We start from the raw sequence: 26,244 nt of genomic DNA on the forward strand, positions 1-26,244 counted from the left end.
GTGGGGTCACCAGGGGTAGGGGCGGTAGTCCTTGAGGAAGACGCCGTGGGTGTCATCGCCTGCCTCGCCGCGGACGATGGGGTCGTACACGCGGGCGGCTCCGTCGAGCAGATCCAGTGGGGCGTGCCAGCCTTCGGCGGCGATCCGGAGCTTGTCGACGTGGGGGCGTTCGTCGGTGATCCAGCCGGTGTCGACGGCGGTCATGAGGATCTTGTCGGTTTGGAACATCTCGCCAGCCGAGGTGCGGGTGAGCATGTTGAGCGCGGCTTTGGCCATGTTGGTGTGCGGGTGCCCGGCGCCCTTGTAGCGTCGGGCGAACTGGCCCTCCATCGCCGAGACGTTGACGACGTAGGCGCGTCGCGCTCCGGCCTGCACGGCGGCCCGCATCGCCGGGCGCAGACGGCTGATCAGGATGAACGGCGCTGTCGAGTTGCACATCTGCACCTCGAGCAGCTCCAGCGGATCGACCTGTTCCACGGTGTGGGTCCAGGAGTTGGTGCGCTGCAGGTCGGGCAGGAGGCCTCCGGCGTCGATGGCCGTGCCGTCGACATGCCGGTCCAGTGATGCCTGGCCGGCGGACAGCGCGAGCGAGGTCATCGCGGCGGCGGATCGCGCCACCTGGGTTGTTGCTGCGGTTTTTTCGGTACCCACTGTGCCGTCGGGCAGGTGATGGGAGGCGTTGGTGCGCAGTGTGCCGACGAGGGCGGCCGGGTGGGCGTCGCTGATCCGCTCGAATGTGAGCATGCGGGGACGCAGGGCGTCGCCGGTGAGGGGGAGGTCTTCGCCCTCGAGGAGGTGGGAGTAGGAGCCGGGGGAGCGGCGCACCGTCTGGGCCGCGTTGTTGATGAGGATGTCGAGCGGTCCGGCGGCGGCGACTTCCTCGGCGAGGGCGACGACCTGGGTGGGGTCGCGCAGATCGATGCCGATGATGCTCAACCGGTCAAGCCACTCTTGGGCGTCGGCGAGTTCGGCGAAGCGGCGTGCAGCGTCACGTGGAAAACGCGTCGTGATGCTCAGGTCGGCGCCGTCGCGAAGGAGCCGCAGTGCGATGTACATGCCGATCTTGGCGCGCCCGCCGGTGAGCAGGGCGCGCTTGCCGCGTAGGTCGGTGTGCTGGTCGCGGCGGGTGTGGGAGTCGGCGGCGCACTCGGGGCAGAGCCAGTGGTAGAAGGCGTCGACCCGCGTGTAGGGGCGGTGGCAGATGTAGCAACCGCGGGCGAAGTTGAGCTCGCCGGCGCTGGCGCCCCGCACGGAGCTCACGAGAGGGATTCCGCGGGTTTCGTCGTCGATACGATCGGGGCTGCCGGTTGCCGTGCTCGCGAGGACGGCGCGGTCGGCCTCAAGTAGCGGCTCCCGCTCTTGTTGGCGCGCTTCGGCGCGCCTCGCTTTGCGGACGCGGTTGCGCATCGTCGCAGCAGCCCGCTTCACGGTCTCGATGTCCGGGTGCCCGCAGGGAAGTTTGTGCAGCATGCCGAGGACTCGCAACGTGGTGGCGAGGTCATCGGCGTCGACTCCGGGTCCGAGCTGTGGTCCGGCCGCTGGGAACTGCGCGGCGGGGTCCTCGGGGCAGGCGCTCGCGTCGCCGAGTTCGCTGGCGGAGGCGGTCGCGTTCGGGCCAGCGCCGGGGGAGTGCTCGTCCACCGCACCACTATGACGCGACGACCCGGAGCTACTGAAACCCGCGGCGGGCAGCCAGACTCCGGCGCACCGGTCCGCACTAGCCACAGTTCCGTCGCGCTCCCGATCTGTCGGGGTGTGCAAATTCCAGGAGTGCAGACTCTGGCGACTGCCATCCGGCCCAGTCGGCCTTCTCCAGGACCTGTTCTGTCAGAGCCACGAGTTGCCGGCGGGCAAAGCCTGTCGCCGTTCGTCGGGTCGTTCGGCCTGCTGAGCCTGCTCGTCGGTGTCGCGACCTCCACCGGCTCCGGTCCCTGCTCAGGCCTCGGCCGGAACATCAGCTGCATCGGTGTCGCCTGCGATGACGGAACACGCACGTAATCTGGCCACCTGAGCGCCATTGACAGTGCGATGAGCAGCGCTGGGTGGACAAGGTCGCAACCATGAGGGCGCTTAACCGGCTCGGCAGGGCACGCACGCGCTCAACCGATTTGGGGACACCGGGCTGTGCCGCTACAGTAAGTCCTCGTGATCGCGGGCCGTTCTGAAGGCCTCAAAACCCTCCCTCAGCGAGCGGTGAAGAGGATTTCACGACCGTTCGGGATACCCCATGGGGTATGGTGTAATTGGCAGCACGACTGATTCTGGTTCAGTTAGTCTAGGTTCGAGTCCTGGTACCCCAGCTCTGATCGGCCTTCGTGGTCGATTAGGAGAAGCACAACCGTCCAGGTAGTGTTTCGCCGTTGTCGCAAGCAGGCAACAATTTGGCCCCGTTGTGTAGTGGCCTAGCACGCCGCCCTCTCAAGGCGGTAGCGCGGGTTCGAATCCCGTCGGGGCTACAAATCAAAGCGCCCTCCTCTTCGTGAGGGGGGCGCTTTTTGCTGCGCTCAGAGGAACCTGCGTGGCGCGCCAGCCAGGCTATATGCCCGGTTCGACCGGGCTGGCGCTGGGAACGGGGACGTCCGCACTGCGCCCGGAAATCACCCTCGCGTCGACCGGATGCTTGCCGACGCGAGGGTGATGTTCAGGCCTTGTGGAGGTCGTCGGGGGCCACCTGCTGCTGGGCGTGGGCCCGGGCCAGGACCTCGGTGAGCTTGTTCGCTCCGGCGACGACTGTCGCGGCGTGCAGACGACCGGGTTGACGAGAAACGCGCTCGATCGGCCCGGAGATGGACACCGCCGCGATTACTCGACCTGCGGGGTTGCGGACGGGTGCCGATACCGAAGCCACGCCCGGTTCGCGTTCGCCCACGCTTTGCGCCCAGCCGCGGCGCCGCACCCCGGACAAAGTGGTGGCGGTGAACTCTGCGCCCTGCAGGCCACGGTGCAGCCGGTCAGGCTCTTCCCAGGCCAACAGGACCTGCGCGGCCGAGCCGGCCAGCATGGACAGGGTCGCACCGACCGGGATCGAATCGCGAAGTCCCATCGGGCGCTCGGCGGCGGCAACGCAGACCCGCATGTCGCCTTGGCGCCGGAAGAGTTGCGCGCTCTCGTGGGTGTGGTCGCGCAAGGCGCCCAGCACGGCCCCGGCGGCGGCCAACAGGCGGTCTTCACCGGCTGCCGAAGCCAACTCGGCCAGGCGGGGCCCAAGGATGAAACGGCCCTGCATGTCGCGCGAGACCAGCCGATGGTGCTCCAGTGCAACGGCCAGTCGGTGCGCGGTGGGCCGCGCCAGGCCGGTGCTTGCGACGAGCTGGGCGAGGGTGGACGGACCCGCTTCAAGGGCTCCGAGAACCGTCGCCGCCTTGTCCAGGACGCCTACGCCACTCGATTTCTCCATAGTGGCATCCTGACGTCTCAGTGCCTGAGACGCAAGTTCTTCACATCCTGAACTTTTCCGTGGGCGCCCCTACCCTGGGTTCGCGGCGACCGAGACTGGTCGCGGACGGCGATTTCAGGAGGGCCCATGCGGCGGACGATGGCTGAGAAGGTGTGGGACGCACACGTCGTGCGCTCCGGCGAGGGCGAGCCCGACCTGCTTTACATCGACCTCCACCTCGTCCACGAGGTGACCAGCCCGCAGGCCTTCGACGGGCTGCGCCTGGCTGGTCGGCGGCTGCGCCGACCCGACCTGACCATCGCCACCGAGGACCACAACGTCCCGACGCTGCCCGGTCCGATCGTCGACCCGGTCAGCCTGACCCAGGTCGAGACGCTTCGGAAGAACTGTGCAGAGTTCGGCGTGCGTCTGCACTCGATGGGGGACCGCCAGCAGGGCATCGTGCACATCATCGGCCCGGAGCTGGGGCTGACCCAGCCCGGCATGACCGTCGTCTGCGGCGACAGCCACACCTCCACTCACGGCGCCTTCGGCGCGCTGGCCTTCGGTATCGGCACCAGCGAGGTCGAACAGGTGATGGCCACCCAGACCTTGGCGCTGAAGCCGTTCAAGACGATGTCGGTGCGCATCGAGGGCGATCTTGCGCCCGGGGTCACGGCCAAAGACATCACCCTTGCCGTCATCGCCCGCATCGGTACCGGTGGCGGGCAGGGCCACGTCATCGAATACCGGGGCAGTGCCATCGAAGCGCTGTCGATGGAGGGCCGCATGACGGTCTGCAACATGTCGATCGAGGCCGGTGCCCGGGCGGGCATGATCGGCCCGGACGAGACCACCTTCGCCTACCTCAAAGGCCGCCCGCACGCCCCGACCGGGGCGGACTGGGATGCGGCGGTTGCCGAGTGGAGCGCGCTGCGCACCGACGAAGGCGCCGTGTTCGACACCGAGGTGGTCATCGACGCCTCCGACATCAGTCCTTTCGTCACCTGGGGCACCAACCCTGGCCAAGGCCTGCCGCTGTCCGGGCGGGTGCCGGTGCCCGAAGAGATCACCGACGAAGCTGAGCGCGCAGCCGCCCGCCAGGCGCTGGAGTACATGGGCCTGGAACCTGGGATGCCGCTGCGTGAGGTCGCGGTGCAAACCGTGTTCGTCGGCTCGTGCACGAACGGGCGGATCGAGGACCTTCGCGCCGTGGCGCAGGTCCTGCAGGGCCGCACTCTGGCCGAGGGGGTCCGGATGCTCATCGTCCCCGGTTCCGGGCAAGTCGCAGCCCAGGCCGAGGCCGAAGGGCTGCCCGAGGTGTTCACCAAAGCCGGCGCGCAATGGCGGCTGCCGGGCTGTTCCATGTGTTTGGCGATGAACCCCGACAAACTGGCCCCAGGAGAGCGCGCCGCCTCCACGAGCAACCGCAACTTCGAAGGCCGCCAAGGCAAGGGTGGGCGGACCCACCTGGTCAGTCCCGCCGTGGCCGCCGCGACCGCAGTGCGCGGCAGGCTGTCCTGCCCCGCCGACCTCGACCCCGTCACGGTCTGAGCTGAGAAGGAGCACGTCATGGACCAGTTCACGACCCACACCGGAGTCGGGGTGCCGCTGCGGCGCAGCGATGTCGACACCGATCAGATCATTCCCGCCGTCTACCTCAAGCGCGTCTCACGCACCGGGTTCGAAGACGGGCTGTTCGCCGGCTGGCGCGCGCAGGACGACTTCGTTCTCAATCAAGAGGCTTATCGAAATGGTTCGGTGCTTGTTGCCGGTCCGGATTTCGGCACCGGTTCTTCGCGTGAACATGCCGTCTGGGCATTGATGGATTACGGTTTTCGAGCCGTTATCGCCCCGCGGTTCGCCGACATTTTTCGCGGGAACAGCGGAAAGGCCGGGCTGCTTACTGCCGTGGTTCCGCAATCCGACATCGAACTGCTGTGGAAGCTGTTGGAGCAGGAGCCAGGGGCACAGATGACTGTTGACCTCTATGAGCGCACCATCACCTGTTGCGGGGCCGTGATGGGCTTCGAGGTCGATGACTACCAGCGGTACCGGCTGCTCGAAGGTCTCGACGACATCGACATCACCCTGCGTCACGAGGACGAGATCCTGGCCTTCGAGGCGAAACGACCCAGCCACAAGCCGGTGACGACCCACCGCTGAGCGCCCAACCGGCCGTTTCGGCAAACCCCTTGCGGCTCATGCCTGGCCCGGCCGAAACGGCCGGGCGGGCCGATTTGATCCATCTCACATGCCCCTCGGCGGGTTGGTCAGGCTGCGGCGAACCTCGTTGAAATGCCTGGTCATAGCCCCTGTGGCCAGGCAATTGGTCACTCCTGCGCGCCTGTTGGATACGTCCGCAACTGCTCGCCTGCGGGTTCCTCTCGCCGACAGGGGACTTCGTGCCGATAGACAAGCGTGATCTTCCGGCAACGGCAGATCGCAGTGGCGTGCCTTAGCGAACTATCTGTTGCTGATGCGCGGCGCGAGGAGACACCGTCAGGACACATGCGGTGAACAAGGACGTGGGGGGGCGCAGTGCTCTTGCCACTGCAAACACGGCCCGTCGCCGGGTCAGTGACATCTCTGGAGGGAGAGACGAAGTGAACAAGGCTGATCTGGTCGAAGCCCTTGAAGGCCGTCTGGGGGGTAAGAAAGCCGCCTCTGACGCAATTGAGGCGATTTTCGACGTCATTATTCGCGAGGTAGCTCATGGTGGGAAAGTCGGGATCACCGGCTTTGGAACCTTTGAACGCGTGGATCGTGCGGCACGCACCGGGCGTAACCCGCGCACGGGTGACTCGGTGAAAATCGAATCCACTGCAGTTCCGAAGTTCCGCCCCGGCACTGCGTTCAAGCTGTACGTGGCTGAGCCGGCCACCCTGCCCAAGTCCGGGCCGGCCGCTGCGCGCGCCGCAGCCGGGACCGCGGCAGAGGTTCGCGCTCAGGCGGAGGCGGCGATCGCTGCCGCAAAAAAGAAGTCCTCAGGCCGTAAGAGCGCCTGATCCACCGTCGAAGACCGGTCGCGAAGTGAGCGACCGGTCTTCGACGCGTGCTGTGGAGATGCAAAGACTCCTCGCCGCTGGTGGTGACCACCCGACCGGTACTCGACTCCTGGTCATCCCAGGCTCGGTTCGCCCTTCGCACGGTTATGCCGCGGGGTAGCGTGACCGGACCTCGGCCCTGCGCAATCAGGGCGGCGTGAACGCTCGACACCAGGCAGGTTCCCCGACAGGATGACGTGCGAGCAACCGGCCAGAAGGAGACCCAGGTGCAGGCATCGCCTCCCCGCGCTGCACGTCCCGGTGCAGAACAGACGTGGGCTTATCGCTCGGGGATCGGCACGGTGCAGGCGATCATGTCTTTGCTGACAGCCCAGGACTGGCAAGGGTTGGAGCACCTACCGGCACCCGGCACCGGAGCTGTCATCTGCGCCAACCACATCTCCTACGCCGACCCGTTCGCGGTGGCCCACATGCTCCACGCCGCCGGGCACCACCCGTTCTTTCTCGCCAAGAACTCGCTGTTCACAATCCCCGTCATCGGCGCCTGGATCGCGGCCAGCGGGCAGGTCCCGGTGTATCGGGGAACCTCTCGGGCCGCGGACGCGTACCGGGACGCGGTGGCGACCGTCCAGTCGGGCAAGACCGTCGTCGTCATGCCTGAGAGCACCTTCACCGAGGATCCCGACCTGTGGCCGATGCGAGGCAAGACCGGCGCGGCCCGGATCGCGATGGCCACCGATCGCCCGATCATCCCGATGGCGCAATGGGGCCCGCACGAACTGATGGCCCCGGATTCCTACCTACTGCGTCCTTTTCCCCGCAAGTGCATGCGCATGCGGGTGGGTGGGCCGGTCCCGCTGGAGGATCTGCGCGGGCACCCCATCGACCGCGCGCTCCTGAGCGAGGCCACTGCCCGCATCATGGATGCCATCACCGCCGAGCTGGAAGTCCTGCGCGGCGAACCTGCTCCCGCCGAACGCTTCGACCCGCTGGTAGGTCGGCGCGTGCCACGCCGCCCTAGCGAAGAAGGCGGGGCCGCATGAGGCGCAGCGACGACAAACGGACGTATCACGGGGCCAACGAAAGGGAACGAGCATGAGCGATCGAGCGCGCGCTGCAGTCTTGGGGGCAGGAAGTTGGGGAACCGCGTTCGCCATGGTCCTGGCCGATGCCGGGCTCGACGTGACGATGTGGGCCCGGCGTGAGCTGATCGCAAACGCGATCCAGCAGGAACACCTCAACCCGGGATACCTGCCCGACGTGCCGCTGCCGGAGACGATCAAAGCCACCAGCCGCGCCGGCGCGGCACTGGCCGAGGCAGAACTGGTCATCGTCGCGCTGCCGGCCCAACGGATGCGTGCCACCCTCAGCGAACTGGCGCCGCTGATCCCCCCGGAGTCGACACTGGTTTCCTTGGCAAAGGGCATCGAACTGGGCACGGGGTTGCGGATGAGTCAGGTCATGGCCGAGGTCACCGGCGCCGACCCGGGCCGGCTGGCGGTGCTGTCGGGGCCGAACCTGTCTCGGGAGATCGCGGCCCGCCAGCCGGCCGCCGGCGTGGTGGCCTCAGCCGATGCCAGCACTGCTGAGAGTGTCGCTGAAGCCTGCGCCACCCCGTGGTTCCGCCCGTACACCCTGGACGACGTGGTGGGTGTAGAGATCGCAGGCGCGACGAAGAACGTCATCGCGGTGGCCGTGGGCGCCGCCGAAGGGCTCGGCCTCGGCGACAACACCAAATCGACCATCATCACCCGCGGGCTGGCCGAGACGGTGCGCTTAGGTGTGGCGATGGGTGCTTCGGCGGCGACATTCTCCGGCCTGGCCGGGGTGGGCGACCTCATTGCCACCTGCATGTCTCCGCTGTCGCGTAACCACCGGGTCGGGGTCGGCCTGGGCAAGGGCGGGCACCTGCAGCAAGTCGTGGCGGAGGTGGGTCAGACGGCCGAAGGGGTCACCTCGTGCGAGTCGATCCTGGCACTGGCCGGGGCATACGGCGTGGACATGCCGATCGTGGAGTCGGTGGTGGCGATGGTGGCCGACGGGCAGCGCCCGGAACTCATCGCCGACGCGCTGATGTCACGCGAACGCAAGGCGGAGCACAGCTGAGGCCTGGCACCGACGGTAGAGTCTGGGGCTGATGACTACCGACTCTTCCCGCAAAGTTCGTGTCGCCCTTGTTTTTGGCGGTCGATCCTCCGAACATCCCGTCTCCTGCGCGACGGCCGCCGGCGTCATGGCCGCGATCGACAAAGACCGCTTCGAGGTCATTCCCATCGGCATCGCCAAGGACGGTCGGTGGGTGCTGGGTGAGGACGACCTGAGCGCGCTGAGCCTGGAGCCCGGGCATCTGCCTGAGGTCCCGGATGGGGGTAACGAAGTACGTATCCCGCTGGCGATGGGGGAGCGGACGCTGTCCGTGCTCGAACCGGGGCAACCACCGCGGGATCTGGGCGGGGTCGATGTCGTCTTTCCGCTGTTGCACGGCCCGTTCGGTGAGGACGGCACGATCCAAGGGCTCATGGAACTCGCCGATCTGCCTTACGTGGGCTCGGGGGTGCTGGCCAGCGCCGCGATGATGGACAAGCACTTCATGAAAGGCGTTTTCACCAGCCACGGGCTGCCGGTGGGCCCCTTCGTCACTATCACCGACCGGCAGTGGCGCCGCGACCCGCAGGCTGCGCTGGCCAGCGTGGAGCCGTTGGGTTACCCGGTGTTCGTCAAACCGGCCCGCGCCGGATCGTCAGTGGGCATCACGCGGGTCCGACAGGCCGAGCAGTTGCGCGCGGCCATCGAACTGGCCCGCGAGCATGACCCGAAGGTGGTCGTCGAGGCGGCGATCTTCGGCCGCGAGATCGAGTGTGGCGTATTGGAGTCCAGGGACGGCGCGGTTCCCCGCATCAGCGAACCGGGCGAGATCGCTGTAGAGCGGGGCCACGATTTCTACGACTTCGACGCTAAGTACTTGGCCTCGGACGGGGTGCGGTTGTCCTGCCCGGCCGACCTGCCGGAGCAGGACGCCCGCAAGATCAAGGCCATGGCGTCGGAAGCTTTCGAGGCGGCCGGTTGCGAGGGCCTGGCTCGGGTGGACTTCTTCTACACCCCTGACCGGCGCATCATCCTCAACGAGATCAACACAATGCCGGGCTTCACCCCGCACTCGATGTTCCCCCAGGTGTGGCAGGCCAGCGGGATGTCTTATCCGCAGCTCATCAGCGAACTCATCGATCTTGCGCTGGAGCGCAAACTCGGATTGCGCTGATCCGCCGTCCGGCCCGAGCGGGCGCGCCTCGCAACAGGCAGCCCCCACCGCCTGTTTCTCCTGCTGCCGCGTCAACTGCAGCGCAGCGTGGTGCGGGGCAGGGTGGCGGCGGCGGCGGTGAAGGCAGGAAGCTGCAACGGTGCGGGCGCGTAGGCCGAGGGCACGATGACCTCCAGCGCCGGGTCACGGCCGAAGGTGGTGAAGACGGTGCCGTCGCTGAGCGGCTCGACGATCCAGTCGACGTCGTCGATCGAGAGGCACTCCAACGTCGTCGGGGCCGGTGGCCGCACGCCGCAGCGGGCGACGATGGGTGGTTTTCCCCAGGCCGCCACCCCGGGTCCGTCCGGGCGGGTTGCGACCGCTTCGTGCTTGCCCACCTGAGCGGGCCAGTGCGCAGAAAGGTCTGCGCACGCCGCCGAGTCGGCCTGCGGGGCTGGCGAGACCTGCACCCCGGCGCAGGCGGAAAGGCACACCAGAGCGCCGCACGCGAGGATCCCTCGCATGCGGCGACCGTTGGGACTCACCTCAGGCGTGCACGACGGTGCAGGTCAACGTGCGGGTGATGCTCTCGACCTCCTGCACCTTGGCGATGACGAGCTTGCCCAACTCTTCGACGCTGCTGGACTCGAGCTTGCAGATGATGTCGTAGGGGCCGGTGACCTCGTCGGTGGACACCACTCCGGCAATGGAACGGATCGCCTCAGCGACCGAACTGGATTTTCCGACCTCGGTCTGGATGAGGATGTATGCCTGGACCATTGGTGCCTCCTGGACGATAAGAGTGAACCCGACTCCTCGCCGGAACTCGACGGTACCGTGCAGGGAGTCCCCCAGCCAGGGGGTGCGGAAGGAGAACCCCTGTGCAGCCCAGCCAGATCAGCCCTGAGCCAGCCACCGCTCGACGCGTCGGCGACCTTGACGAGGCCGCGCTCTTGGAGCGGATCTTCCCGGTGTTCGCCGCCCGCGACTCCCAGGTTCTCCTCGGCCCGGGTGACGACACCGCCTACCTGGCCTGTCAGGGTGGCGTCCTGGCGACCACCGACGCGATGGTGCGCGGCGCGGACTGGCTCGACGAATGGTCCACCGGGCAGCAGATAGGCCGCAAGGCCGTGGCGCAGAACGTTGCCGATATCGCCTCGATGGGGGGCATCACCACCGGGCTCCTCGTCACGCTGGCCATGCACGCCGACACCACCGTGGAGTGGGTGCTCGACCTGGCCGCTGGGATCGCTGCGGGGGCCAGCTTGGCCGGTACCTCGGTCGTGGGCGGGGATCTGTCCTCGGCAGCGCCCGGCGTGGTCATGGTCAGCATCACGGCCCTGGGCAGCACACAGGGCCGAGAACCCGTGCTGCGAAGCGGGGCCCGGCCAGGGGATGTGCTGGCCGTGGCCGGCACCCTGGGGCGCTCAGACGCGGGCTGGGCACTTCTGCGTCAGGGACGGGCAACGGTGGCGCCCGACCTTGTCGCCGCTCACCGGGTGCCGACGCCTCCGATCGAGCAGGGCCCGATCGCCGCTCGCAGCGGCGCCACCTCGATGATCGACCTGAGCGACGGACTGGTGCGCGACGCCGGGAGGGTCGCCAAAGCCAGCGGGGTAGCCATCGAATTGCGCGGTGATCTTCTGCGTCCGCACGTCGACTCGCTGCAGCCCGCAGTGGGCCAGGAGCAGGCCTGGGCAAGCGTGTTGACCGGGGGCGAAGAGCATTCGCTACTCGCCTCGTTCCCGCCTGGTTGCCTGCCCCGGCACTGGGCAGAAGTCGGCAGTGTGCGCGCGGGCAGCGGAGTCTTCCTCGATGGCCAACCGCAACACGGTGGCGGTTGGGACCACTTTGCCGGCTGAGGGCGCAGCACACGCGGGCGCGCGAAAAGGCCGCCTCTCGATGGACGAGTAGGCGGCCGACGCGCGGCAGCTCAGGTCAGCGAAGGACCTTGCCGGCCTTGATGCACGAGGTGCAGACGTTCAGTCGCTTCGGGGTCTTGCCCTTGGCGCCGACGAACGCCCGGACCCGCTGAATGTTCGGCGTCCAACGACGGTTGGTGCGCCGGTGCGAGTGCGAGATGTTGTGACCGAAGGTCGGTCCCTTGCCGCAAACGTCGCAGGTGGCAGCCACAGGTAACTCCTGACGAGGTTGAATGACGGCGTGTAAGTCGTGCTGCGGCCGGACGCTAGGCGACGCGGTGCAGGTCGGACGGGACCGTCGAGAAATAACCGGCCTAGCGTACGTCAGAAGAGCCGAGCTCCCCAAATGCGCTGAACGCAGGGCCTCTCTCGGGGTTGCCGGTGAGGGATTTCTCAGTGCTCTTTCGGCCGACTCAGCGGTACCCCGGCGTGCATCGCGGTGTCCCGAAGCGGCTCCGGCCCCGCTCCGCTGCGCGTCCTCGCCCCGAACTCGCCCTGACCCGAAACAGCGCTCAGTGCTGCGAGCAGCACCGAGGGCAGCTCGTGGCAGGTAAGGGCAGGCAGGGCGGAGCGCGCCAGGCTGGGCGGCTACCGGACAGGTGGGGGTGCGCCGAACGCGACGAGGTGGCTGCGGAGTGTGAGGATGGCCCCGTGAATCGACCGGCATTGGACACCCTCGACGCCACCGCCGTGCGGCGCTGGGCCTTCCGTGCCCGCGACGCACTCGCTCAGCACCGCCACCAGATCGATGCCCTGAACGTCTACCCCGTCCCCGACGGGGACACCGGCACGAACCTGTATCTGACGTTGCACGCCGGTCTGGAGGAACTCGTCGGGTCATTCGTGGCCAGCGCCGCGGGGCCGCTGTCGATGAGCCAGGCCGCCTCAGCCCTGGCCCGTTCCACGTTGTTCAGCGCGCGCGGCAACTCCGGGGTCATTCTCAGCCAGCTAGTGCGCGGTCTGTCCGACGTCCTGGTCGAGGAGACCGATCAACAGAGCGCCGAAAGCGCCGCCGCTGCACTAGCTCCGACCAGCGACGAGCCGGGGATCGACGGGCCCGCGCTGGCCCGGGTGCTGCAGAAGGCCAGTGACTATGCCTGGGAAGCCGTCAGCGACCCCGTCGAGGGGACGATCCTGTCCGTGGCGCGGGCAGCCGCCGAGGCTGCCACCCGCGCCAGCCGCAGCACTCCGCACCTGGAGGCGGTGATCCGGGCCGGCGTCGAAGCCGCCCGGAAAGCGCTGGCTGCCACCCCGGAGCAACTCGTGGATCTGCGCCAAGCCGGGGTGGTCGATGCCGGTGGGGCCGGGCTGCTGCTCATCCTGGAGGCGCTGTTGCAGGTCGTCACCGGACAAGAGGGGGCGCTGGAACTGCTGGCCGGAGTCCCGGAGCCGCTCCCAGGGTCACCAGGGCGACGCCCCGGTGCCTATACCCGACAACAGGACACCCCCGACTTCGAGGTCATGTACCTCATCGACGGTTGCCACGCCAGCCAAGCCGCGACCTTGCGAACCCAACTCGAAAGCCTCGGCGACAGCGTGCTGGTGGTCGGGGACGAGCGGGTGCGTTCGGTTCACGTGCACACCGACGACGCGGGCGCCGCCGTTGAGGCCGGGCTGGGCGCGGGCCGGGTCTACGGGATCCGGGTGAGCAGCCTGCAGGTGAACAGTCACCATCACGAGGAGTCAACCGAGTGTGGACTGAACGAGACCGGTGAGCAGCCCGCGACCAGCGGGATCGGAGTGGTGGCCACTACCCAGGGGCACGGGCTTGCCGAGCTGTTCGCCGGCGCCGGCGCCCTGGTGGTCTCTGACGCGCCAGGGCGGCGGGTAACGCCACGCATGCTGCTGGATGCGATGATCGCCTGCGCCACCCGCACGGTCGTTGTGTTGCCGTGCGACTCCGATGTCCTGCTCGCCGCGCACGTCGCCGCCGACCTGGGGCGCGAGCACGGGCTGGATCCGGTGGTGCTTGCCACCCGGCATTCCCTGCAAGGCCTGGCCGCGCTCGCGGTCTTCGAACCGGGCCTGCCCGACGTGATCGAGCACATGAAGGAGGCAGCGGCAGCGGTGCGGTGCGGCATGGTCGTCACCGCCTCCTCCGATTCAGCTACCGAGGCCGGTCCCTGCCGACGCGGCGATGTGCTCGGTTTCGAGGGCCAGGACGTGGTGCTGGTGCATTCGGACGCTGTCGAAGCAGGGGTGGCCATCGTGGACCGGTTGATCCAGGATCAGGCCGAGATGGTGACGTTGCTGGCTGGTGAGAGCGCCCCTGACCTGGCCGAACAGGTCGCCGCTCGGCTGGCGCAGGAGATGCCGCAGCTTGAGGTGAGCGCTTTGTACGGTGGCCAACCCGTCTACGACCTGCTCGTGGGGGTGGAATGAGCGACCTGGGAACACCGCTGACCCGGATCCTGCCCAAACCGGTGGCGAACGAACTGGCCAAGAGTCGGGATCTGCAGACGATCGGGGACCTGCTGTGGTTCCTTCCCCGACGCCACCTCGATGCGCACACCGAAGTCGAGACCCTCCTCGAAGGCGACTACCTGGTTGTCCTGGGCACCGTGGAGCGCGCCGCCACACGCCCGATGCGCAGGCGGCACGGGCAGATGCTGATGGCCACGATCAGCACCGGCACCCACGAGTTGAACCTGACGTTCTTCTCGGTGCACGGGCACGTCTCCAAACTCACCCCAGGGACTCGTGCCCTGTTCGCCGGCACCGTCAAGCGGTTCAACGGCCAGTGGCAACTCGACCACCCCGTGTACGAAGTCATTGAGTCCAGCGATGGGCCGCAAGGGGAACCGGCTTGGCCGCTGGTCCCGGTCTACCTGCAGGTTCCTCGGGTGCCGTCCTGGAAAATCGCCCGGTGTATCGAGAGCGCGCTGGCGGCGCTGGAGGATCTGCCGGACCCGCTGCCCGCTGAGTTGCGTACCCGAAACTCTCTGCCGGGTTTCGTTGAGTCGATGCGGATGATGCACCTGCCTGCGACGTTCGCCGAGCGGGAACAGGGTCGCAAACGCCTGGCCTATGACGAGGCGCTGACCATCCAGTTGGTGCTCGCTCAACGTCGCCGGGAACAGCAGAACGCCCCGGCGGTGCCGCGTCACCCGACCCCGGGGGGTCTGCTGGAGACGTTCGATTCCCGGCTGCCGTTCACCCTGACAAAGGGGCAGCAGCGGGTCGGGTCCGAGATCGCTGCCGACCTGGCCCGGTCGCACCCGATGAATCGACTGCTGCAGGGTGAGGTCGGTTCCGGCAAAACGCTCGTCGCGTTGCGCGCGATGCTCGGGGTCGTCGATGCCGGCGGGCAGGCTGCACTGTTGGCCCCGACCGAAGTGCTGGCGGTGCAGCATCACCGCTCGATCACTCAAGCCCTGGGGGATCTGGCTGAAGGCGGCCTGCTCGGGGGAGCCACTGGTGGAACCCGAGTGGCGCTGTTAACCGGTTCAGCTTCCACCGCCCGGCGCCGGGAGGCTCTGCTGCAGGCGGCATCGGGTCAGGCCGGCATCGTCATCGGCACGCACGCCCTGCTCGAAGACCGGGTGCAGTTCGCTGATCTGGGGTTGGTGGTCGTGGATGAACAGCACCGATTCGGTGTGGAGCAGCGTGACGCCCTGCGCAGCAAGGCCCACGGCAGTCCGCACGTTCTAGTGATGACCGCCACCCCGATCCCGCGCACCGTGGCGATGACGGTGTTCGGTGACATGGAGACCTCCACCTTGGACGAGCTGCCCGCCGGGCGCTCACCAATCGCCACCCATGTGGTCGACAATCCGCTCTGGTATGAACGGGCCTGGGGTCGGGTGGCCGAAGAAGTGGCAGCCGGCCATCAAGCTTTCGTGGTGTGTCCGCGCATCGGGCTGGACGGCGCGTCCGCTGAGACGCCGGGAAATGAACCGGTCGAGGGTGAGCTGAGCTTCGAGTCCGAAGAAGAGACCCAACGCCCCGTCGTGGGCGTTGTGGATATGCTCACCGAACTGCGGGAACGTCCGGATCTGGCGGGTCTGCGCATCGAGATGCTGCACGGTCGGATGGAAGCCGACGACAAGGACACCGTCATGACCGCCTTCGCCGCCGGACAGATCGACGTCCTGGTGGCCACTACCGTCATCGAGGTCGGCGTCGACGTTCCGAACGCGACGGTCATGGTGGTGATGGATGCCGACCGTTTCGGGGTGAGCCAGCTGCACCAGTTGCGCGGACGGATCGGGCGTGGGCAGGCCCCCGGTCTGTGCTTGCTGGTGGCCCACAACCCCGGAGCGGCCGCGGCCGAACGCTTGGCGGCGGTCGCGGGCACTACCGATGGTTTTGAGTTGTCGCAGGTCGACCTGGCCACCCGCCGCGAAGGAGACATTCTCGGCGCGCGGCAAAGCGGCGGACGTTCCCAACTTCGGGTGCTGACCCTGCGCAGGGATGAGAAAGTCATCGGCGCTGCACGCGAGGACGCAGCGCGAATCATCGAGGCCGACCCCACCCTCGCGACATACCCAGGTCTACGGGCGGCTGTGGAGGACCGGATCGACGCAGAGCAGGCAGCGTTCCTGGAGCGCGGATGAGAGGCTTCGCGGCGTGACACGGATCATTGCGGGCAACGCGGGGGGCACCCGAATCGACACCCCCCCTGGGGCGGCGACCCGCCCGACCAGCGACCGGGTGCGAGAAGCGTTGTTTTCCCGCCTGGAACACCTCGACGCTCTCGAGGGCCGGGTTGTGCTGGACCTGTTCGCCGGATCAGGGGCGCTCGGCCTGGAGGCGGCAAGCCGCGGTGCCTCGCGGGTTCAGCTCGTCGAATCGGCCGGGGTTGCCGCCCGCGTCGTCCTGCGCAACATCGCTGCATGCAGGGCGGCCAACGCCCGGGTGGTGCGCATCCCGGTGGAGCGTTACCTGGACGGTAAGCCCGAGCAGCCGGCGGACCTGGTGCTGGCGGACCCGCCGTATGACTATCCGACCCCGCAGCTGGAAGGGCTGCTCGCCCGGCTGGTGCGGGGCGGCTGGCTCGCCCCCGACGCGCTCATTGTCCTGGAGCGTTCTAAACGTTCGGTGGCGCCGCAATGGCCGGCGGGGCTGAGGAGCCAGGGCGAGAAGACCTACGGCGAGACGATGCTTTGGTTCGCTCGTGCTGAAAGCGCCGACGACGAAGCTGGCGAGGCGGAGGACGTTCCTGAGCAGCCCTGATGCTGCTGACGGCCTTGCCCCTGCCGGAGCGCACCGACTGCCCTCCGGCAGTCTTGACCCGCGCGGGCCGTCGTGCGGGCCAAGATCACAGGTCGGTGACGAATTCCCAACAGGGTCCCTGTAAGTCGGGCTCTTTAGGGTGGGGGCCTACTATCGCGATGTGAGCCGCTCCCAACGAGCCCGATGGTGGTACTTAGCCGCACTTGTCGGCGCTGCCGTGGTCACCGGAGCCTTTCTGCTGCTGATCGGGCAAGAGCGGGGGGCTGCGGTTCTGCTTGCTCTCTGTCTGGTGACCGCCTGGTTCATGGCACCTATTCGCCGCAGCGAAGAAGTCCGGCACTGGGAGGCGCAAGACCGCCTCGTGCGAGACGGGCGCATCATCGTCTACTGGCGCCCCGGCTGCTTGGCATGCGCGCGGATGCGTTGGCGCCTTGGTGGATTGACCCATCGCGCCACCTGGGTCGACATCTGGACCGACCCCGAGGCCGCGGCCTTCGTGCGCGACGTCAACGGCGGCGCCGAAACCGTCCCGACGGTGATCTTCAGCGATGGGCGGGCCGTGACCAACCCCGATCCGGGGTTGCTGCGCGCAGAACTTGCCGGGTGCAGCAAAGCTGCGTGAGCCAGCGCGGGTGCGCTACGTTCGCACGATGAGTACCACCCGGCGTTGCGTATGTCCCGGCTCCTACGACCCTGTGACCCTCGGACATGTTGATGTCATCGAGCGGGCGAGCAAGCTCTACGACGAGGTCGTGGTCGCGGTGCTGTTCAACCCCGACAAAGTCGGGATGTTCACCCCGCAGGAGCGCGTCGAGTTACTCCAGGACGAACTAGCGCACCTGTCTGGGGTGCGGGTGGTCACGTTTGCCGATCGCCTGCTGGTAGACGTGTGCAATGAGATGGGTATCGCCGCCATCGTCAAGGGGCTGCGAGGCGAGACCGACTACTCCTATGAGCTGCCGATGGCGGTGATGAACCGGCACCTGTCCGGGGTGGAGACGCTCTTCATGCCCGGCGACCCGGCCTACACCCAGGTGTCGAGCTCGCTGATCAAGGAGGTCGCCCGCTTCGGTGGGGACGTCCGCGGACTCGTCAGCGATCGGGTGCTGGCGGCCCTGCGCAGCCGGATAGGCGGATCCGGCTCCTGAGCTGGCCGCGCCCGGGGCGCCACCGACGCTCTGTTTGGGGGATGCGGCTGGCTCCGCTAGAGTTAACGGTCGGTCCGCTACGCCTATGGCGATGGACCACCGACGATCTCCCAGCAACGGATGAGTGGACTCCTGATGACTTCCCCTGACCCTCGCAGCGCCCTGGTGTTCGACGCCAGACGGCTCGCTCGGCGTCCAGGGACGATGATCACCGAGGAGCGAACCGCCCCTGCACCGGAGGGATTCGGAATCGAGGTCATCGCTGTTCCCGCGGGTGAACCGTTGGAATTGTCGGTGCGCCTGGAATCGGTGATGGAAGGCGTGCTCGCCAGCGGTACGGTAGGTGCCGTCGCGACCGGAGCTTGCGTGCGGTGCCTGGAAGAGGTCAATGAAGTCATTGACGTCGAATTCCAGGAACTGTTCGCCTACGCCGATCGTGCGGCTCACCATCTGGAAGCTAACGGTGACGATGACGACGAACAGCGAGTGCTTGAGAGCGATTTGCTCGATCTCGAGCCCACGTTGCGCGACGCCGTCGTTCCAACTCTGCCGTTCCAGCCGGTGTGCCGGGACGACTGCCCCGGCCTTTGCGTCGAATGTGGGCAGCCGCTCGCGAATGACCCAGATCACCAGCACGAGATCATCGACCCCCGGTGGGCAGCGTTGCAATCGCTGTCCGAGCCGGCGGGCGACCCCGAGGAAGAGAAGAGGAACTGACGTGGCCGTCCCGAAGCGGAAGATGTCGCGCTCCAACACCCGTTCGCGTCGCGCGCAGTGGAAGACGACGGCGACCACGCTGACGTCCTGCCCCAGCTGCTCGTCGCCGAAGCAGCCGCACCAGGCGTGCCCGTCCTGCGGGATGTACGCCGGGCGTCACTACCCGACCGCGGAGCGCACCGAGCTCCAGAACTGAGCTCTGCGACGCTCGTGGCATCGCAGAACATTGAGCAGCGGCGCCCCGTCGAGGGCCTCCGAGATAAGATCAACTCGATCTTGGGGGTAGACCTCGACGAGGCGCTGCTGATTCATTCTTTGACTCACCGCTCGTACGCCTACGAGCACGGCGGCGTCCCGAACAACGAACGTCTGGAGTTCTTGGGCGACTCGGTGCTCGGCCTGGTCGTCACGGAATCGCTGTACGCGGACCATCCTGAGATGGCCGAAGGCCAACTCGCCAAGCTACGCGCGGCCGTTGTCAATATGAGGGCCTTGGCGCAGGTCGCGCGCGGGCTCGGCGTTGGTGACTACCTGCTGTTGGGCCGGGGCGAGGAAGCCACCGGTGGTCGGAACAAGGCTTCCATCCTGGCCGACACGATGGAGGCGCTCATCGGCACCGTGTACCTGGCGCAAGGACTAGACGGCGCCCGGGTCTTCGTGCACCACCTCATCGACCCGCTGATGCTCTCCTCAGCGCGTCTCGGCGCCGGCCTGGACTGGAAGACGAGCCTGCAAGAGCTCTCATCCTCGGCCGGCCATGGCGCGCCCGAGTACAGGGTGAGCGAAGAAGGCCCCGATCACGAAAAGGTCTTCACTGCACAGGCCGTCGTCGGTCAGGAAAGTCTCGGGGTTGGTGTCGGTCGCAGCAAGAAGGAAGCGGAGCAGCGCGCCGCTGAATGCGCCTGGACCGAACTCACCCGCCGCGCCAACGCGGTGCTGAGCGCCGAACCGACAAGCGACGTCGACGCCGCAGGTGCCTGAACTCCCCGAGGTCGAGGTCGTTCGGCGGGGAATCGCCGAACATGTCGTCGGCCGCCGTATCGAAGCCGCGCATCTTTTCGGAACTCGGGTGGCGCGGCGACACCCGGCCGGACCTGAGGATCTAGCGGAACGGCTCAGTGGTCGGCTGGTGCGCGCGGCCGATCGCCGCGGCAAATACCTGTGGCTAGTGCTCGAGGACGACGAAGCCTTGGTCTGCCATCTGGGAATGAGCGGGCAACTTCTCGTCGAATCCAGCGAGCGACCCCCGCGTCGTCACCAGCACGCCACCTTTGACTTCGATGATGACGGGCCTCAGCTGCGCTTCGTGGACCAGCGCACCTTCGGCGGTCTGGCCTTGGCGGACCTGGCGCCCGACCCCCACCTCGGCTCCGGCCACGAGTACGGCATCCCCGCGCCGGTTGCGCACATCGCCCCAGACCCCCTCGAAGCTGCTTTCGACGTGGAGGTCTTCACCCGCCGGGTGCGCACTCGCCGCAGCGCCATCAAACGGGTGCTCCTCGATCAAACCAGCGTGTCGGGTATCGGCAACATCTATGCCGACGAGGCGCTGTGGCGCGCTGGTCTGCACGGTCAACGGGCGGCGCAGACCCTGAGTCGCTCGACCGTGGCCACCCTGACCGCCCACGTGCAGGACGTGATGCGGGCAGCCTTGGCAGCGGGAGGCACCAGCTTCGATGCCCTCTACGTCAACGTCAACGGGGCGAGCGGTTACTTCGACCGCTCGCTGAATGCCTACGGTCAGGCAGGGTCGCCCTGTGAACGCTGCGGGACCCCGATCCGGCGGGAGGCCTTCATGAACCGCTCATCGTTCTTCTGCCCGCGCTGCCAACGTCCCCCGCGGGTGCGCACCTGAGCGGGATCCCTCACTCCTGGGGGTAACGGACGCCCAGTTCGCTTCGGGCGCAGTCCATGACCTCTAGCACTCCGATGGTGTCGGATAGGGGCACCAGCGGCGATTGGGTCAGGCCCGCGCGTAGGCAACGCCCCACCTCTTCGACCTGGTGTTGATATCCGCGGCTGGGCAGGGTGATCGTGCGGGTTTTACCGCCGGAGAAGATCACCGCGTGCTCGGGGGACTTGGCGTAGTGCGGCTCGATGGTGATCCAGCCGGAACGCCCGGAGATGACGGCGCGGCCGGGGGAGTGCCCGGCGAAGGTGCACGAGAGCTGCGCGAAGGCGCCGGTCTCGTAGCCCCACTGCATGGCGACCACGTGATCGGCGCCGGTGCTGGCCAGCGTGCCCATCACCTGCACCGAGTCCGGACGGCCCAGCAGCGGCCAGACGAGGTGGGCCGGGTAGACCCCCAGGTCCAGCAGCGCCCCGCCGCCGTTGTCGATGTCGAACAGTCGGCTGGTGGGGTCGGGGTCGCGGATGACACTGAAGTCTGCGTTGACGCTGACGAGATCACCGATCTCGCCCTCCCCGACGAGTTTGCACACTTCGCGCACGATCGGTTGGGTGCGCAGCCACATCGCCTCCATCGCGAACACCCCGGCGGCTTCGGCTGCGTCAGCGAGGCGGGTGGCCTGCTCTGCGCTCAGGGTCAGCGGCTTCTCGACCAGGACGGCCTTGCCTGCCGACATCGCTGCGAGGGCCTGTTCGAGGTGGAACGGGTGGGTGGTGTTGATGTAAACCACGTCGACGTCGTCGGCGGTGTAGACGTCCTCGTAGCTGCCGCCGCGACCGCCGAACTCGTCGGCCAGAGCCTGCGCCCGGGTTGCCTCCCGGGCCCCCACTCGGGTGATCCGGTGCCCGTCCACCGCGGTGATGGCGCGTGCCATCTTCAGCGCGATGTGCCCAGCCCCGATGAACCCCCAGCGAACGGGGTCGCCGGCGTGGGCATTGCTGGGTTCAGCGGGAACGAACGGAGCAAGAGGCGGGTGGCTCATAGCCACACATTAGACGTCGCTGTCGGGCTGGGGTGCCTGGCAAGCGGCCGAAGAAGTGCCCGAGAGCTCTTCATTCGCTGTTCAACTCCGGGGAGCGAGATCGACGTCCACGCCCCTCATTCTGGGCGAAAGCCCGCGATGAGGGGATGTGCGAGATGAGCGGTGGGATCGGGGCACGGTCGCACCGGTTGGTGGCCGCTGTGGATGTCGGATCCACCTCGCTGCGAGACGCCGATGCGGTGGCCTACTCCGGGGTGGGGATCGCCCCTTCGGTGGGTATCAATCCGGACGCTCTGGTCGTCTCGACCCATCGAGTCCTCACCGGCAGCAAGGACGTACATCTGACGGTTGCGTTCTGCGGTGCAGGCGCAGAAGAGGAGCAGCTGCAGCAACTCGTCTTGCGGTTGCGTGAGCAAGCCGGTGAGGCGTCGTCTGGGTGGGCCATCCAGGTCGGCCGCTATCGGGTCGGTAGCAGTACGGCGCTGGAGGCGGCGGCTCTGGGAGCGGTCGAACGGGCGTCTCGATCAGGCGGGCGTTGTGTGCATTTTCCTGGAGTCGGCGACCTCATCGGCGCAGTGCCGATCGGAGAGGTCGCCTCGCGTTCGGCGATCGAGACCGTTGTCGAGATGGACGGCAGAGTGCCGGCCCCGGACGCGCTGCTGCGGACCGAGCGTCCACCCCATCCGCGGTGGCAGTTCGGCACCCTGACCCTTTATGTGCAGCCAGGTGTACTCGGTAGCTATATCCCCTTTGAGTCAGGTCCTGCGCCCGAGATGCCTGTCCAATCTCCGAGATGACGGTTCCCCACCATCGGCCCAAACTGCAGGCGCAGCAATCGGAACGAACCAGCTCACGGGCCGACTCCGTTGTCGTGCATATGAATCGGAACGGTGCTGGGACGTGTTGATCTCGGCGTTGACCTGGGGCGTCAGCCGATGACCCTGCGGCGCCCAAGTGCATGCACTCTTAGGATAGGCTAACCTCCAAGCGCTCCCCGGGTGTTCGTAAGATCAGGGAGGCAGCCCCCTATTTACGCGCAGAGCAGATTGGTGTGCCAGTGAGTGGATCGTTACGGGGAGGACGTGCATCCTCCCCACGTCGACTGCAAGAGTTGTTCGTGGCCATTGTCGTGCTTGTGGCAGCGTTTTGCTTTTGTGCGGCACCGCTGGCACAGGGGGCTGAACAGCCAAAAGGGGAGTGGGGAACTGTCGCCACGGAGGTAGTCTCACTCCTGGATCAGGCGGTCGACTCCTTTGAGAAGGGGAACACCGACGAGGCCAAATCGCTTGTGAAGAAAGCCCGTTACGATGTTTTCGCCGGGAAGGGTCTGGAGGAGCAGATCGCCACCCAGGTCTCCGGTGCGGACGCCAGCAAAGCCAATATGGATTTCGGGCTTCTCACCAAAGCGATAACTGAAAAAGACGCGGACGCGGTCAAGGCTCACGCCGAGGCGTTGGAGAGCCAGCTCACGTCTGACGCTAAAAGCCTCGACGGTGGCTCCGTCAATGCGGCGGACCTGAAGGTAAGCCCCGGCAAATGGGGGCAGACGGCCTCCACGATGGTGGGACTCCTCGACGACGCCCTGAAGACCTATGAAGCCGGTGACGCCGAGGGCGGCAAGAATCTCGTCAATGAGGCCTACTACGGTCACTACGAGATCACGGGCTTCGAAAAAATGACGATGGCGCAGGTCTCAGGGGGCCGAGTCGCTGCTGTTGAGTTGGAATTCGCCCTCATCAAGAAGGCCATGTCCGAGGGTAAGGGCGACGAGGTCGCTCGACGTATCCAAGAGCTCAAGCCCCAGCTCATCGAAGACGCGAACACGCTGGACGGGTTCGACGGCACCGGCGAGGGTAAGACGACCCAGACTTCCGGTACGACGATCTTCTTCGCCTCCTTTACGGTCATCCTGCGAGAGGGCATCGAAGCCATGCTCGTCGTGGCCGCCGTCGTCGCCTACCTGGTGAAGGCCGGTCACAAGGAGAAGACGAAGGTCGTGTGGGCCGGTGCAGCCGCCGCGCTCGTCGTCTCTGTACTGCTCGCGTTCCTCATCTCCACCTTGACCGGCTTGGCCGGCAAGGGGCAAGAACTGATGGAGGGCATCACCGCGCTCGTTGCCGTCGCGATGCTCATCTATGTTTCCAACTGGATGCTGGGTAAGTCTGAGGCCGCTGCCTGGAACAAGTTCATCAAGGACAAGACGGAAACTTCACTCGGGCGCGGATCCCTGCTGTCCCTGGCATTCGTCGCGTTCCTCGCGGTCGTGCGCGAAGGTGCCGAGACGATCCTCTTCTACCAGCCGATCCTATCCATGGCGCAGGGCGACACCCGCCCGGTCTGGTTCGGACTCGGCGTCGGTATCCTCGTACTACTCGTGGTCTATGCACTCATCCGGGCCCTCAGCATCCGCATCCCGCTGCGCCCATTCTTCCTAGCTACATCGCTACTTCTGGCAATTCTCGCGCTGACCTTCACCGGGTCGGGTATCGGAGAGCTGCAAGAAGCCGATGTCGTCTCGGTGACGCCCATCGCGGGTATTCCGACTATCGATCTCTTGGGGATTTACCCCCGAGTGGAGAACCTGGCCGCACAGGCCTTGGTTCTCGCCCTGATGATTGGCTTGTTCATTTACGGATCGCGGCGTAACAACCGCCTGAAGGCAAGTCAGTGATCGTGCCCATCAATTACGAACCTGGAGAGAACTCCCCCATGAAGACAGCACTTAAGCGTGTGACTGGCGGGCTCGCGGCAGTCGCCTTGGCTGGTTCGTTGGCCTCCTGCTCTAACGAAGGCAAGGATGCGGAGGGGGGCGCAGACGCCACCGCCACCGCCGCCGCCCCCGCCTCAGGTGAGTCCACGGAGACCCCGAAGGAAGGCGAGACTGACAGCGGTGACGCAGGCTTCCGCGAAGAGCCCATCGGCGATGAGGTCTTCGAAGGCCCGCTGAAGATCGCGGCCGTCTACTTCCAGCCGGTGGAGATGGAACCCCAAATGGGCGTTCCTGCCGCTCAGGCTGCCATGCACCTCGAAGCTGACATCGCCGCTGTCCCCGACAACGGCCTCGGCTACGGCGCCGGCGACTTCATTCCCGGCCTGACGGTCGACTACAAGGTGATGGACAAGAGCGACAAGGAAGTTCAGGCCGGAACGTTCATGCCGATGAACGCCTCCGATGGACCGCACTACGGTCTGAACCTGCCGGCGCTTCCCGCAGGCGACTACAAGCTCCAGATCATCGTCAAGTCTCCTGAGACCAACGGCTGGATGCTGCACACTGACCCTGTGACTGGCGTTCCCGGCAAGTTCTGGGCCGAGCCCATCGTCGCAGAGTTCGAGAACTGGCACTGGGACCCCGCCACTGTTTGGTGGTGAGCCGTCGCTCAACTCATGGCTCTAGCTAAATGACAGGGGGGAATGATCGTGCTCGTTCAGTTGGTTGATGTGGTCAGCGCGCTCGTGCTCGTCGGCCTCACCCTGGGGGCGCTCTTCCCCGCTGCTCGTTTGGCTACCGGCCGGGACCCGGCGCGTCCGGGTCCCCGGCCGGTGCTGTGGGGGGCGTTGGCCGGGGCCGTCCTCGGCCTGGTCATGATCGTCGTCCACCATTACGCGCTCATTCGCTTCGACCGCCAGCGCCTCACCCTGACGACGTTGGAGCCGACGGTGGCGCTCGGCGTCGCCGTCCTCGGCCTCACCTGGTGGCTGGGTCGTCGTACGCTGCGCGAGCTTGGTGGCAGCCAGGGCCTGCGGGCAGGCCGGCCACAGGTGCTGATCGCGAACCCGATCCCACCCAGCCTGCGGATGCTCACTTCCATCGTGGTGGGTCTATGGGCGATGCTCATCGTCTTCCGCGACAGCCAGATGGTGTACATGCAGGTTCGCACCCTGGTTCCGCTGGGAGCCTCGATCTTCTCCACAGCGACCTTCCTCAATGTGCTGGGCTACATCTTCGGCGTGGTTCTCGTGCTCGTGTGCGCTATCGCGCTCACCCGTGTGTGCCAGATCCGGCCCACCTACACGCTGCCGCTGCTCACCATCCTGACGGTGCTGATCTCTCTCACCCACATCTTCTTGATCATCCGCTTGCTGCACGCGATCCGCGCCATCTACCTCTCCACAGGGGCAGCCGCGAGCGTGACGTGGTTGGTCACTCACGAGTCGTGGCTCATCCTTGCGGCGCTGGCCGTGACCGCCGGGGTGGCGTTCCCGCTGTGGAACGCCGGATGGGCGCTGCCTGCAGCGGGACCCAACCCAGCCGCGCAGCGTCTGCAGCGCGCTTCATCGCGATCGATGACCCGCCGAGCGACGCTCACCATGGCGGCGTCCACCCTCGCCTTCCTAGTTCTCACCGTCGGTGAGCGCTACGCCACCGAAGAGGTGGAACTCTCCGAGCCTGAGCCGTTCGAGGTCAAGGGAGAGAAGGCAGTCATCGCGCTGCCCACTCTGAACGACGGACACCTGCACCGCTTCAGCTACGACAGTACGCAGGGAGTGGCCGTGCGCTGGATCGTCATCCAGAAGGCCGGATCCTCCTACGGAGTAGGGCTGGACGCTTGCGAGATCTGCGGACCCTCCGGCTATTACGAAAAGGACGGGCAGGTCATCTGCAAACTGTGCAGTGTGGCCATGAACGTCGCGACCATCGGCTTCAAGGGTGGATGCAACCCGATTCCCATCGAATACGAGGTGGTGAACAACGTGTTGACGATCCCGATCGCCGAACTGGAGAAGAGTGCCGCCGTCTTCACCTAGTCCAGACCCTGTGTTCCGAC

At 66.8% G+C, this 26,244-nt stretch carries 26 protein-coding genes and 2 tRNA genes; 22 read left to right on the forward strand and 6 right to left on the reverse strand.

Going from position 1 to position 26,244, the window contains the following annotated elements:
• Positions 1-6 precede the first annotated feature (6 nt).
• Positions 7-1,470, reverse strand: a complete 1,464-nt coding sequence (locus G9V96_RS13800; protein WP_168584046.1) for an SDR family NAD(P)-dependent oxidoreductase — start codon at positions 1,468-1,470, stop codon at positions 7-9.
• 758 nt (positions 1,471-2,228) lie between these two features.
• Between G9V96_RS13800 and G9V96_RS13805 the strand changes: the two genes are divergently transcribed.
• Positions 2,229-2,300 (forward strand) — tRNA-Gln (locus G9V96_RS13805).
• Between the two features lie 83 nt (positions 2,301-2,383).
• Positions 2,384-2,456 (forward strand) — tRNA-Glu (locus G9V96_RS13810).
• Positions 2,457-2,641: 185 nt separating this feature from the next.
• On the opposite strand, the gene G9V96_RS13815 is transcribed toward G9V96_RS13810, so the two are convergent.
• Positions 2,642-3,397 carry an IclR family transcriptional regulator gene (locus tag G9V96_RS13815; protein WP_168583553.1) on the reverse strand — a complete coding sequence of 252 codons (756 nt, stop codon included), beginning with the start codon at positions 3,395-3,397 and terminating at the stop codon, positions 2,642-2,644.
• A gap of 126 nt (positions 3,398-3,523) precedes the next feature.
• Here G9V96_RS13815 and leuC point away from each other — a divergent pair, with 126 nt between their 5' ends.
• The 6 genes from leuC to G9V96_RS13845 all read left to right on the forward strand — a co-directional run bounded on the left by leuC (position 3,524) and on the right by G9V96_RS13845 (position 9,643).
• The gene (gene leuC / locus G9V96_RS13820; RefSeq protein ID WP_168583554.1) at positions 3,524-4,930 is read left to right on the forward strand and encodes a 3-isopropylmalate dehydratase large subunit; all 1,407 of its coding nucleotides are present in this window, start codon (positions 3,524-3,526) and stop codon (positions 4,928-4,930) included.
• A gap of 18 nt (positions 4,931-4,948) precedes the next feature.
• Complete coding sequence (gene leuD, locus G9V96_RS13825) at positions 4,949-5,542, forward strand: 3-isopropylmalate dehydratase small subunit (RefSeq protein WP_168583555.1); 594 nt, start codon at positions 4,949-4,951, stop codon at positions 5,540-5,542.
• A 440-nt stretch (positions 5,543-5,982) separates the two neighbouring features.
• Complete coding sequence (locus tag G9V96_RS13830; protein ID WP_168583556.1) at positions 5,983-6,384, forward strand: HU family DNA-binding protein; 402 nt, start codon at positions 5,983-5,985, stop codon at positions 6,382-6,384.
• A 266-nt stretch (positions 6,385-6,650) separates the two neighbouring features.
• Positions 6,651-7,427 (forward strand): lysophospholipid acyltransferase family protein, encoded by a 777-nt coding sequence (locus G9V96_RS13835; protein WP_226913328.1) that lies wholly within the window; start codon positions 6,651-6,653, stop codon positions 7,425-7,427.
• A 52-nt stretch (positions 7,428-7,479) separates the two neighbouring features.
• Positions 7,480-8,490: an NAD(P)H-dependent glycerol-3-phosphate dehydrogenase gene (locus G9V96_RS13840; protein WP_168583557.1), complete on the forward strand. Its 1,011-nt coding sequence runs from the start codon at positions 7,480-7,482 to the stop codon at positions 8,488-8,490.
• Positions 8,491-8,521: 31 nt separating this feature from the next.
• On the forward strand, positions 8,522-9,643 hold the full coding sequence (locus G9V96_RS13845) for a D-alanine--D-alanine ligase family protein (protein WP_168583558.1): 1,122 nt from the start codon (positions 8,522-8,524) through the stop codon (positions 9,641-9,643).
• A 71-nt stretch (positions 9,644-9,714) separates the two neighbouring features.
• Here G9V96_RS13845 and G9V96_RS13850 read toward each other — a convergent pair whose 3' ends face one another.
• Both G9V96_RS13850 and G9V96_RS13855 read right to left on the reverse strand, forming a co-directional pair.
• The gene (locus G9V96_RS13850) at positions 9,715-10,146 is read right to left on the reverse strand and encodes a DUF3515 domain-containing protein (protein WP_168583559.1); all 432 of its coding nucleotides are present in this window, start codon (positions 10,144-10,146) and stop codon (positions 9,715-9,717) included.
• 22 nt (positions 10,147-10,168) lie between these two features.
• On the reverse strand, positions 10,169-10,402 hold the full coding sequence (locus G9V96_RS13855) for an Lrp/AsnC family transcriptional regulator (RefSeq protein WP_168583560.1): 234 nt from the start codon (positions 10,400-10,402) through the stop codon (positions 10,169-10,171).
• 101 nt (positions 10,403-10,503) lie between these two features.
• On the opposite strand from G9V96_RS13855, the gene thiL reads away from it, so the two are divergent.
• Positions 10,504-11,484 (forward strand): thiamine-phosphate kinase, encoded by a 981-nt coding sequence (gene thiL / locus G9V96_RS13860; protein ID WP_226913329.1) that lies wholly within the window; start codon positions 10,504-10,506, stop codon positions 11,482-11,484.
• A 76-nt stretch (positions 11,485-11,560) separates the two neighbouring features.
• On the opposite strand, the gene rpmB is transcribed toward thiL, so the two are convergent.
• Positions 11,561-11,755 (reverse strand): 50S ribosomal protein L28, encoded by a 195-nt coding sequence (rpmB, locus tag G9V96_RS13865; protein WP_168583561.1) that lies wholly within the window; start codon positions 11,753-11,755, stop codon positions 11,561-11,563.
• A 440-nt stretch (positions 11,756-12,195) separates the two neighbouring features.
• Between rpmB and G9V96_RS13870 the strand changes: the two genes are divergently transcribed.
• From G9V96_RS13870 to mutM, 9 genes are all read left to right on the forward strand, one after another.
• Positions 12,196-13,926, forward strand: a complete 1,731-nt coding sequence (locus tag G9V96_RS13870) for a DAK2 domain-containing protein (RefSeq protein ID WP_168583562.1) — start codon at positions 12,196-12,198, stop codon at positions 13,924-13,926.
• A complete protein-coding gene (locus G9V96_RS13875; protein ID WP_168583563.1) occupies positions 13,923-16,100 on the forward strand; it encodes an ATP-dependent DNA helicase RecG in 2,178 nt (725 codons plus the stop codon). The genes G9V96_RS13870 and G9V96_RS13875 overlap by 4 nt, the downstream gene beginning before the upstream one ends.
• Before the next feature lie 13 nt (positions 16,101-16,113).
• Positions 16,114-16,719, forward strand: coding sequence for a 16S rRNA (guanine(966)-N(2))-methyltransferase RsmD (gene rsmD, locus G9V96_RS13880; RefSeq protein ID WP_168583564.1), 606 nt, complete (start codon positions 16,114-16,116; stop codon positions 16,717-16,719).
• Between the two features lie 160 nt (positions 16,720-16,879).
• Positions 16,880-17,341 carry a glutaredoxin domain-containing protein gene (locus G9V96_RS13885; protein ID WP_226913330.1) on the forward strand — a complete coding sequence of 154 codons (462 nt, stop codon included), beginning with the start codon at positions 16,880-16,882 and terminating at the stop codon, positions 17,339-17,341.
• 28 nt (positions 17,342-17,369) lie between these two features.
• Positions 17,370-17,867, forward strand: coding sequence for a pantetheine-phosphate adenylyltransferase (coaD, locus tag G9V96_RS13890; protein ID WP_168583565.1), 498 nt, complete (start codon positions 17,370-17,372; stop codon positions 17,865-17,867).
• A gap of 135 nt (positions 17,868-18,002) precedes the next feature.
• On the forward strand, positions 18,003-18,584 hold the full coding sequence (locus G9V96_RS13895) for a YceD family protein (RefSeq protein WP_168583566.1): 582 nt from the start codon (positions 18,003-18,005) through the stop codon (positions 18,582-18,584).
• 1 nt (position 18,585) lies between these two features.
• The gene (gene rpmF, locus G9V96_RS13900; RefSeq protein ID WP_168583567.1) at positions 18,586-18,780 is read left to right on the forward strand and encodes a 50S ribosomal protein L32; all 195 of its coding nucleotides are present in this window, start codon (positions 18,586-18,588) and stop codon (positions 18,778-18,780) included.
• 14 nt (positions 18,781-18,794) lie between these two features.
• The gene (rnc, locus tag G9V96_RS13905) at positions 18,795-19,565 is read left to right on the forward strand and encodes a ribonuclease III (protein ID WP_168583568.1); all 771 of its coding nucleotides are present in this window, start codon (positions 18,795-18,797) and stop codon (positions 19,563-19,565) included.
• Entirely contained in the window at positions 19,558-20,439 is an 882-nt protein-coding gene (gene mutM / locus G9V96_RS13910; protein WP_168583569.1) for a bifunctional DNA-formamidopyrimidine glycosylase/DNA-(apurinic or apyrimidinic site) lyase, read from the forward strand. Before rnc ends, mutM begins: the two co-directional genes overlap by 8 nt.
• A gap of 10 nt (positions 20,440-20,449) precedes the next feature.
• On the opposite strand, the gene G9V96_RS13915 is transcribed toward mutM, so the two are convergent.
• The gene (locus G9V96_RS13915) at positions 20,450-21,475 is read right to left on the reverse strand and encodes a Gfo/Idh/MocA family protein (RefSeq protein WP_168583570.1); all 1,026 of its coding nucleotides are present in this window, start codon (positions 21,473-21,475) and stop codon (positions 20,450-20,452) included.
• Positions 21,476-21,630: 155 nt separating this feature from the next.
• Here G9V96_RS13915 and G9V96_RS13920 point away from each other — a divergent pair, with 155 nt between their 5' ends.
• From G9V96_RS13920 to G9V96_RS13935, 4 genes are all read left to right on the forward strand, one after another.
• Positions 21,631-22,272: a hypothetical protein gene (locus G9V96_RS13920; RefSeq protein ID WP_168583571.1), complete on the forward strand. Its 642-nt coding sequence runs from the start codon at positions 21,631-21,633 to the stop codon at positions 22,270-22,272.
• Between the two features lie 320 nt (positions 22,273-22,592).
• Positions 22,593-24,146: an FTR1 family iron permease gene (locus tag G9V96_RS13925; RefSeq protein ID WP_210424417.1), complete on the forward strand. Its 1,554-nt coding sequence runs from the start codon at positions 22,593-22,595 to the stop codon at positions 24,144-24,146.
• A 38-nt stretch (positions 24,147-24,184) separates the two neighbouring features.
• Entirely contained in the window at positions 24,185-24,847 is a 663-nt protein-coding gene (locus G9V96_RS13930; protein WP_168583572.1) for an iron transporter, read from the forward strand.
• Between the two features lie 48 nt (positions 24,848-24,895).
• Positions 24,896-26,224 (forward strand): Fe-S-containing protein, encoded by a 1,329-nt coding sequence (locus G9V96_RS13935; RefSeq protein WP_168583573.1) that lies wholly within the window; start codon positions 24,896-24,898, stop codon positions 26,222-26,224.
• Positions 26,225-26,244 lie beyond the last annotated feature (20 nt).

Source organism: Gephyromycinifex aptenodytis (assembly GCF_012277275.1).
Classification (GTDB): Bacteria; Actinomycetota; Actinomycetes; order Actinomycetales; family Dermatophilaceae; genus Gephyromycinifex; species Gephyromycinifex aptenodytis.